Here is a 10,857-nt window from a genome sequence, read left to right as displayed (position 1 = left end):
AACGTCTTTGGATGTAGTGTTGGTGTTGAATACTGAATCGCCCATGTATGTTGCAACTACGGTGTAGTTTCCAGGTTCGATGCTGTTGGTGAATGTTTCCACATGACCGTTAATAACGTCCATGTACATAGTATATTCTTCACCGCTTTCTTTACCTACCATATAGAATTTAACCAGTCCTGTTGCAGATTCGTTTATATCAACCATAACCAATGCAGCATCTTCATAAACATCAATGTTAAGATCGATAGTGGTATTTTCCACAGTAAATGTCACACTAGTACTGTTCATATTGAAGTTATCATCACCAAGATAAGTTACCTCAACAAAGTAACTATTTGGAAGTAAATTAGTAGTTAATTTTGCGACACCATCAACTACTTCAATATTAGCAACAGTACCGCCAACAGCTAACCGTACAAATCCGGTAGCATTTTCATCAACATTCACAGTCACTGTAACTCTGTATCCAACCACTTCAGCACTAGCAGTAATAGGCGTATCTTTCTTAATGTGACCTTTGAGAGTGAACTCTTCAGAGGTAATGTTAGTATTAAATCTGGAATCACCCATATAGGTTGCGATTACTGTATAATCACCAGTTTCAAGAATATCTTGAAGAACCGCTTTACCATCAATTACATCGACATAGAGAGTGTATTCTTCTGGACCAGTTACTTGGAATTTGACAAGACCGGTTGCTGCTTCATCAACAGTAACAGTCATTGTCACATTGTTTTCTCCAGTTGCGACATCCAATTCAATTGGAGTGTCCTGTTTATTTACATTGAATGTTGTGGTATTATATGCGCTGTAGTTACCGTCAACAACAGTTACAGAAACAAAAATATCCTTACCAACAGTTAAATCAGGAATATATTTAACTCCTTCTCCATCATTAACAGATACAGTATAGTTTTCACCTCTAATACTTACAATGTATTCACCGTCAACATCTGCCTGAACAACAACAGTAGCATTATCACCATAAGTAATATCCTCAACAGAAACAACAACGGAAATCTGTTTACTTGTTACTTCAAATACTGCTTCTTCAAATGCGGAATAATTCCCGTCAATTGCAGTTGCATTAACAGTATAACTTCCAACAGTCAAGCCAGGAACTGAAACATTTCCGGTACCGTTTACAACATTAACTTTATAAGTTTCATTACCGACATAAACGAGATATTCACCGTCAGCATCTGCACCAACAGTAACTACTGCTTTTTCGCCGTAGGTTATATTGGATACAGTAATGTTTAATTCTACAGTTTTTGGAATGACTAATACTACGCCAGGATAGACTACGGATTTATTGGTGTAGTAGGAATCACCTTCATAAGTACCTGTGACCAGATATTTTCCAACATTGTCTACGACATACAAATTAGGAACAACAAGTTCTTCGAGACAGGATTGTGTGATAGTGTAAACAGGATTCATATTGGAATCATATACAGTGTAGGTAATGTTTCCATATGCATTTTCTGGAACTTTCACATGAACAGTTGCATTTTCACCATAATAAATAGTATCGTTAGATAGGTTGAAAATTCCGATATTTTCATTAACTGTTAAATTAGCATAGCCGTATGCTTCATTATAGTCGTCAGTTTCAATTTTATAAACTTTGATTTCATATTTACCGGGTTTGAAGTTTTTACTTGGAACTGTAAATGTTCCGCTGCCGTCAATATACAATGAAACTGCATCATCGTAGCTGTCGTTTATAAATACGGTATAATAATCAGCAACGTCGACTTTTACATTAATTTCAATATCTTCACCATAGTTAGCTTCAGCATCACTTACAGTTATGTTTGGAGTGGTTTTGTAAACTTCCACATAAACTGGTATACCGACTGGATAGTAGTTTTTATTTCCACCATATGATGCTGCAACTAAATAGTTACCATGGGTCAATGTGAGATTTTCAAGCTGAGTCTTGTTATACCATTTTCCATCCAATTGATAGAGAATCTTATCGGTAGCATTATTGATGAGTGTTGCATTAACTTCTAATTTTTCACCCTGAGTAATATTTGATATTGTAACTTTTAATCCAGGATCTATACGATTTACAGTGAATGTTTTAGTTTTTTGATTAAATACAAATGTGTTTGAATCATCGTTTTGTGCATTTAATACCACATCGTAGTCTCCACCTGTTAGATTGCTTAAAGTGAGGGTGAATTTATTGTTAGTTACTTTGACTGGATAGACTTTGTTGTTAATGTTTAAATTGACATTGAAGTCGAAGTTTGTACCAATATCAATAGTACCATTAATTATTTCAGTTTGTCCGTAGTCAATATCACTAACAGCATAATCGACGTTTTCAGTATCAAAGGTTGTATGGGTAATGTTCACATTAGGGTTCTCACTATAGATGTTTCTGCAATCGCCTCCCTTATTTTCTGCAAACACACATCCGTTGACACTAGCATTCACATCTGATCCAATGAATAATGCACTTTCGCCTGAACGTGGGTTGTCTGAAAGTGTGTTGGCTAAAAATGAGGATTCTGAAACGGACAGATTTTTGTCTTCACTTAAAACAATATAATTAACAGTATTGTTACTGAATGTACATCCTGAAATACTATTTTGAACATTGTTCCTTGTTTCGATTATACGACTAAATGAATTTCCTGTAAATATTGAATTTTCAATATTCAGGTTAGAATTATTCCTTGCAAAGATACCCCATCCTTTAGTATTATCGTAAAATTCAGCATTGATGAGAACATCATTACATCTCTCAACAGAAATGACTTCACCTGATCCTAATGTGTTTTCAACAAATTCAGTTGATATGACTTTTGCTGAATTCGCATTAGTTATATTAATGAGGCGGCCCCAACTGTCGATTGTATTGTTTTCAAATGTTGATTCATTAATGATAATGTCAGATTTACTATTGACGAGGTAAGTGTGGTATATTTTATTGTCATAAAATTCAGAGTTAACAATACTTAAATTTCCTTCACTGTATATTAATCCTTTAAATGGTTCTGAATTAGTCCCTGCATGAGTGTCGTTAACTAAATTATTTTTGACAAAGGTACATCCGTCAAAAGTCAAATTACCTCTATTCAAAAAGACTGTCTCTTTATACCTATTATCAAATCCAGTGAATATTGCATCACATATGGTAACATCAGAGCCTTCATTAACTGCTATAAACATTAATATTGTTGAATTTGCATCAAAAATAACCTCTCCAAGTGAAATTATGCTTAATTTTTTACCTAAAATACTCACTCCGAGATTACCTAGATTACTGTAACTTCCTTCCATTACATAAATAATGTCTTCATCTGTAGAATTACGGATAGCTTCAACCAATGTATCGAATTTTCCACCAGTACTGTTGACAATGAAATTGCCCATATATTATAGTTTTCATCACCTTCACGGACAACCATTACGCTGTAGTTTCCTTCTCCAACACTGTCCAATGTTATTTCAGCTGTAGTGTCAGCAATAGTGAAAGTTGAAAGCCTATTATTGAACAGAAGCTGGAATGTTCCGTTTTTACTTGCGTTGATTTTTAAAACAGGTGTACCTTTATCTGCATTCTTAAGGATAATGTCCTCTACAGTCAGATTTATGTAGACATTCGCCTTATTTACGATAAGCCTGTCTCTTATTGCTTCACCATAATAAACGTTGCCGTTTTTATCATAAATGACTTCATTTAATATAACGTCATAAGCGCCTTTTGGTAAAATACCAGTATTATATTCAAATATACCATCTGTAATTGCGACTTCAGCATCTTTATAGTTAACAAATCCAGGTAATATTAATTGAAGGTCCATGTTGAATTGAGGATCAAGTGTACCTGTAATTGTTGTAGGGATGCCGTATTCTCCATCCGGTACGTATAATATCACATCATAGAAATCGAATGTGTTATTACTAAATTCTTGAACATCGCCTGCATTGTAAATGTTTGCATACTCGTAAGCGAAGTTAATTCCAAAGAATGATTCTGCAAGTTTCAAGGTTTTGTTGTTGTAGATTGCCCCACCATTGCCTGTTGCGGTATTTGCAACTAATGTGGAATTATTTACAATCAATATATTATTATTGTAAATGGCACCTCCGTCCTTTTCACTGAATCCTCCACTAAATGATGAATTATATATGTTTGCTTTACCGTCATTGAAAATTGCACCACCATATCCATTTGCAGTGTTATCTTCAAAAGTAGAGTTTAAGACTTCTAATGTTCCTTCATTATAAACAGCTCCACCATTTTTACCTTCATTTTCATTGAAAACAGTGCCATTAATAGATAATTTATTTTTATTATATATTGCACCACCATTTCCGTTATTGATGTTTTCTGTGAAGTTGGAAGAGACAATTTCTGCTTCTCCATTGTTGTACACTACGGAATTTGTATTTATGACATTGCTTGAGAATTCAGCTCCGTCGATGAATAATTTTCCATTATTTAAAACAATAGCATTATTAATGGAATTAAGTGAAAATACACCGTCTGTTATATTTAAGGAACCGGAATTGTATATGATTGTCTCGGTTTCAAAACCTGTGAAAGAACAGTTTTTAAGTGTTAAACTGCCGTAATTTTCAATTGATGCATGATCTTTTATGCCTCCATCAACAAACTCAATGTTTTCAATTACAACATTACATCCTTCAGCCACTGTAAAGAACCAATTTGTGCTGTTTCCATCGAAAACAACCATACGGTCTCTGAAGTTGGTAAGTGTGAAAGATTTGCTAATGTCAATTTCCATATTCTCATCAATATGATAATTTGCATTTGCATAAATAATACCATTATCTGTAACATTGCCAATAGCGTCAGTTAAGTTTTCATATACCTCATCTGCGGATATGATGAAGTTTGGCACTATCATTTCAAATGATGCATCTTTAAAGATATATGTATTTAAGTCATGGTCATTCATTACACCTATGGTGTAGTTTCCGCCCATTACATCCTCGAAAGTGACATTAAATGTTTGGGAACCGTTATTGTAAATTGAGTATAATGGTATATGATCGAAGTACAGTAAAACGATTGAATCGAAGATATCAGTAGATGTACCGATAACAGTTACTGTCTGGTTGATTTTATCCATTGACCAATTTACTGTATCCTTAGCGTTAAATATACAAGCTTTCTTAACTATTTCATCAACAGCATCACCAGCAAAGTAATTCATAGTTCTCTCATCATCTTCACCTTGGTAGTTGTCTAAAAATGTACATGCGTAAAATGAAGCTGATACGAACTGTTCAAGACCTTCTGAAATATAGATTACTCCACCTTCAGATCTTGCAATATTGTTTATAAATGTAGTGTTATATGCAATGACATCTGCATCCTGGTCTGAAGTAACTGAACCGATATATATTACTCCACCATATTCAGCTTCGTTATTGTAGAAATTACAGTTCAGCAATGTTAAAGTACCCGCATCCATTTCGATAACTCCACCATCACTGTTGGCATATCCGTTGATTACGGTAATGTTTTCAAGAGTAATTGTAGGGCCTTCTGTAGTATATACGATAGGAATAGGTGGAACTGTCTCAATTATCTCAACTTCAGTATCATATGATAAATACAGGAAGTCACTTTCATGTTGACAGTCAAAAATAACCTCTTCGCCTTCAAATGCTCTGATTGTTATTTCTAATTCTCCTTCAATATCAATACCGGCGTTTCCATCTTCGTAAGAATAGGTTCCTCCTCTAACTGTAATGATTCCTCCCATTAATGAAGCCGCATCTATTGCTTCTTCCAGGGTTTCATAATATTCATAATCTGAATCTTCATCTTCCTGGTATATAAATGGATAGTTATATTCATCATCATAGTCATCTTCATCCTCGCTGAGAATATTTACATTACTTGCGGACCTCATAATGGATAATGGAGCCATTTTGATATTGCTGGTTGAATAGTATAAATCATCACCTTCAAATACTGCACTGATTTCATAGTCTCCGTCATCCAAATCGGAAACGATTAAATCGTCTCTGCAGGATTGGGTTAGGGTTTTAACAATGTTTTTATTTGAATCTGTTATTGTGTAGGTGATATTTCCTACTGCATTTTCCGGAGCTGAAACACCGACAATAGCCTCATTTGGAGATGTGACTTTATTGGAGGCATTTAATGTGACTACCGGAATATTTTTAGTGACTTTCAAAGTAGCCTCAGTGGAATTTGATTTGTAGTTTACACGTTCCTGTGAAGTGACTTTGATTGTGTAGGTTCCAGGTTCAAATATTTCATCTATTTCGACAGCTCTGCTACCGTTAACATATTTATCAGTTTTGTAATCTCCAATTTCTATTGTATAGATTGATGGAACATTTGTTTTTATGTTTACAATAACGGTACCATTATCTTCTACTTCCACATCCTCTACAGAAATGGTCGGATTGGCTTTATATACTTCAAAATTGATGGTGGAAGATGAAGGTGCGTAATCTTCATTATTGTAGGTAGCTACTAAGGTATATTTTCCTGCATCTAATTTCAATGATTCGAGTTCATCTTTTGTGTATTCTTTTCCATTCAATTGATAACTTATTCTACCTGAAGCAGTGGAAGGCAATGTTTCAACGACTTTCAGGGTTTCACCATAGGTAATATTGTCAACAGAAACATTTAATTCAATGCCTATACGGTTAACTTTGAAAGTTATGCTTATGCTGTCCATCAAGTAGGTATTATTGTTCATATCTACAATATTGTTTAAAACAGCGGTATGTTTTCCATGATTCAATACACCTGCATTATAGGTAAATGCATTGTTTTTAATTTCTGCAGTGACATTTTCACCATCAACGGTTAAGTTTGCTAATGTGTAGATATTGACACCAGGATCTGCTGTACCTTTGATTATTGAGTCATTACCATATGAAACAGTTGACGCTTTTAAGTTAGTATCGCTAACTTCAAAAACAGTATCATGAGCCACGGTAAATCCGTTGCTGTAAACATGTCTGTTTTCTCCAGTGTTATTCATAAAAATACACTCTTCAATGAGTGCTGTAACTTTAGGAGAGGTTGCAACGGCTCCAGTTGTTGCATGGTTATTTGTAAAGGTACTGCTATCTATAATCAATGTGAGTTTTTCATTATTAGGGTTTTTGATTAAAATTGCAGATCCCAACTTACCGCTATTGTTATTGAAGGTACAGCCTTCAATGAATGCATTTGAACTTCCGTCAAGACATAAGACTCCTCCGTCCACATCTTTGTTGGCGTTGTTTTCAAAGTTGGATAATCCTATGTCAATTGTTACCTCGGTAGTGTTTCCATTGACATATATTACTCCACCTTCAAGTTGGGCTTTTTCTCCTAAACTATTTTTGATGTTGTTTTTAACGAAATTAGATAGACTTACAGATGTATATCTTGAATTGTTTCCGACATATATTGCAGATCCTTTAACAGCAGTATTCTGTTCAAAATCACATGAATAGATTGCTGATTCAAATTGAGCTATGTTTTTAAAGTGAACTGCTCCTCCTTCACGTGCAGTGTTGTTTATGAATTTGGAATCTGTGATTGAAATATCCTCATAACCCAATGATGTGACTGCTGCAGTACTTACTTTTAAAGGAGCGACATTGTTTATGAAATTACAGTTGTCAATTTCCAGTGATTCTCCGTCACTAAATATAGCTGCTCCACCATTTCCAGCAAATGATGTTTTTGTAATCTTATTGTCTGTAAAATTACATGAATCTAGTGAAAGATCTCCGTGATTGACTATAGCTCCATAATTTGTATTTCTGTTGTGAATTCCTCTGAATGCTATACCATAAATATAGACTTCAGCATTTTCGTTTACAATTATGAAATTCGCATCGCCGCCCTGAGCATCAAAGACCACAGTTTCCAGTGCAATAATATCTAAAGTCTTATTGGATATTACTACTTTTGTGTCTTTATATGTGCCGTTTTTAACATATATTGTATCTTCATTGCCGGAATTGGCTACAGCCTGTGCTAAAGTATCATATTCCACATTTGTACTTACGACGAGGAAGTTGCTGTATGTTTTACTCACTGAAAAAGTAGTAAAATTCATAGCAAGATCAAAGTTTTCATCAGCATCGCGCATAGCAACAACTGAATAATTACCTAAATCAAGACCTGTCAGCTGCATACTGCCTTTACCGTTTACAACTTCAAGCTTATAATATTTATTTCCGATGAAAATTGTGTAATTATTATCCCAATTAGCATAAAGATTTAAAACAGGTATTTCAGGTATTAATACATTTTTTACTTCAAGATTCAATAATATTTTAGCTTTTGCAATCACTACTTTTAGATATGCAGGGTTTGTTAGATAGAATTCGTTTCCATTTAAATCAGAATAATATACGTGAGTATAGAAATGGTCATTACTGTCTCCCTGAGTATACATTCCTTCCATGGCTAATTCATGTGTTCCACCACTCAGCACTCCAAGATTTATATTAAATTTGTTATCTTCAACAGTAAGCAAATCTCCGAAAACATTCTCATCATCTATGGTTCCTGATAAAAGAGTAAAAGTATTATTTAAATTTGAACCCCAGTCAAATTTACCATTAAGAATATACTCACTACCATATGAAGCATCTTTTTGAGTCATTGTTAAATTCAAATCATATTCATTGAACTCTAAATTAAATTTCCTTGTAGGTGATTTGGAGAATATGTTCCTCTGATTAGTTGCAATATTGGAATCAAAAACACAGGTAGTAATATTAACGAGTCTGTCGCTGCTGTCGGTTATATAGATAGCTCCTCCAGTTTCAGCTGTGTTTAGCATGAATGTAGTGTCTTCAATTTTAAGATTAGTTGCATATATTGCACCACCTTCAGTTGTTGCATCATTACGGGTAAATTCGGAGCTTGTAATAGTTAAATCTGAAGAAGGATTTGCATTAATTGCTCCTCCCTGTTCACCAGTATTGTTGGTGAAAGTACATTCATCTATAGTTGCAACAGTATTTTTTAAGATAATGTGGCCGTTTAAATCAAAAGTTGTATCATTTAGTGCCAGTTTTGAATTTTGGGCATCAATTGGAGTTCCAGGTTGGTTTTGAGAATTTTTAATATTATTAAATTCACAATCTGTAATTGAAGACTCCAAATTGCTAGTGAATATTAATGCTGCATTTGAAAATTTACCGGTTATAGTTATATCTTCTAGGATAAGTTGGGCATTAGCACCTACGTCCAACAGATAATTTTGAGAATTACTTGAAAAAGTGACAGTATCCTCATATTCGGAAATAATTTTAGGCCTAATTGTTACTACTTTATTTCTAATCTGCACGTTAAAATTAGAAGAACCTGTGTAAGTTCCGGCTTCAACAGTAATTACTCCACTTCCACCATTAGGAATAGCATTAACAGCTGCACTTAAACTTCCAAATGCGTCCTTATCGTCTAAAATAAAATAAGAGTCTGAAATAGTAAAAATATTTCCAGAATAACTGTATCTTTTGTCACTATCTTTCATCATGTAAACAGTATATGTTCCTGTTTCAAGATCAGTGAATTCTACAGAATGGAGATTAGCCCAAGGTTTATCAGTATAATAAGAACCATCTTTATATAAAACCACTAAATTTACATCATCATCAACGTCAGGTGTTATTGTGACTGATTGAGTAGGAGCGTCTACTTCAATTTCAAGGGAACCATGTCCTATAAATAGACAATTTTCAAAACTCCAATCTGCACTTTTACCACTATCTATACTATAATCATCAAAATCGTTTGGTTCATCAGAGCCCTTTTTATTTCCTTCAAAATAACAGTTTATAAGTTCAACTGAACCGCCATCTTCAATACAGATGGCTCCACCGTATCTATCAGCCTTATTGTTTATGAACCTACAGTCTGTGGCTTTAAGTGAACCTTCATCCACATTTATGGCACCACCTAATCCATAACTAACTCCATCGCTATTAGCATGATTTTCTTCAAATATACACCTGTTCAAGGTCAATTGTGCTCCATCTTCAACTTCAATAGCACCACCATCACGTGCCTTCATATTTCTAAAGGTAATGTCATTGATTGTGACCTTTACATTATTATTAGTTACACGAAGGAACCAACCACTTCCACTTCCATCAAAAGTTACTGGGCCGTTGCCGTATGGCTGGAGTGTTATAGCTACTGCTGTATTAACTTTATACTCAAAATCATCATCATCATCAGAGTATTTATAATAACCTGCCAAAACCTTTATTGTTCCTCCCTTATGATTTTCAGCGTCAGACCAGGCATCTTCCAAATCATAATACCATTCACCAGTACCATCATAGTAAAAATTTTTACTACTGTGTTTAAGCAAATCATCATTTGCAGCGGAAAGCACATCATCTGAAGCAGAGGATGCAACTCCCACCTTATGATTTTCATCTCGACTATCAGTTACATTAATTTCAACATCTCCGCCACTTTCACTCTCCGGCGAAATAGCGTTGTCTTCATCAACAGCAACTGAAGTTGCTGCCACGTCTGTATCACTGACTTCTTCCATTAATGTTTCATTAGCATCAGTCGCTGAAATTGCACCGATACTTATAAACAATACAAGGATTATCAGCAATATCCCTATCGTTTTTTTCTTCATTTTAAAATACCTCAAATTTGTAAGTAATTATAGAATATTCATTCAAAAAATTTACTCAATAATATTTCTCAGTTTATTGTTTTATAAACTTATTGTTGTTTGAGGAATTAAAACTATAAATTTAGTTTTTATTTTCCAATATAACAGAACGTTTGTTCTTAAAATTAATTTTACACTTCAACCGAACGTTCGTTCTCTATATCATTTA

2 protein-coding genes are annotated in these 10,857 nt (G+C 34.2%); both read right to left on the bottom strand.

All coding sequences use genetic code 11. The features are described 5' to 3' along the window. A partial coding sequence (locus QZU75_RS09465) for a right-handed parallel beta-helix repeat-containing protein (RefSeq protein ID WP_296883275.1) occupies positions 1–3,396 on the bottom strand: 3,396 nt, incomplete at its 3' end. After that, positions 3,303–10,649, bottom strand: coding sequence for a right-handed parallel beta-helix repeat-containing protein (locus QZU75_RS09460; RefSeq protein ID WP_296883274.1), 7,347 nt, complete (start codon positions 10,647–10,649; stop codon positions 3,303–3,305). The genes QZU75_RS09465 and QZU75_RS09460, both read right to left, overlap by 94 nt. Positions 10,650–10,857: the final 208 nt, after the last annotated feature.

The organism is uncultured Methanobrevibacter sp. (assembly GCF_902764455.1).
Classification (GTDB): domain Archaea; phylum Methanobacteriota; class Methanobacteria; order Methanobacteriales; family Methanobacteriaceae; genus Methanocatella.
Note: the sequence above shows the minus strand (reverse complement) of the source record. Positions and strands in the feature narration are given on the sequence as shown.

What these genes read in the sequence shown, in the direction of transcription:
- QZU75_RS09460 (WP_296883274.1), bottom strand. Translation starts at nt 10,649, where the DNA reads ATGAAGAAAAAAACGATAGGGATATTGCTGATAATCCTTGTATTGTTT.